Consider the following 205-nt stretch of genomic DNA (forward strand, 5'->3'; position numbering starts at 1 on the left):
GCCGAGGGCCGCGGCCTGCAGGGCCGAGTCGAGCAGCGCGGGGTGCAGCCCGAACCGGGCGGCCTCGGGCGCGAGGTCCGCCGGGAGCGCGACCTCGGCGTAGATTTCCTCGCCGAGCTGCCAGGCCGCGCGCAGCCCGCGGAACGCCGGGCCGTAGGCGAAGCCCTGGGCGGCGAACCGGTCGTGGAGGCCGTCGACGTCGAGG

Annotated in this window: 1 protein-coding gene; it reads right to left on the reverse strand. The window is 78.5% G+C overall.

What is annotated here, in order from left to right; genetic code table 11:
- Window positions 1–205, reverse strand: a 205-nt coding sequence (locus G3I65_RS34055) for a polyketide synthase dehydratase domain-containing protein (protein WP_160699737.1), incomplete at both ends; no start/stop codon positions are given.

It is taken from the genome of Amycolatopsis sp. SID8362, assembly GCF_010550475.1.
GTDB lineage: Bacteria > Actinomycetota > Actinomycetes > Mycobacteriales > Pseudonocardiaceae > Amycolatopsis > Amycolatopsis eburnea.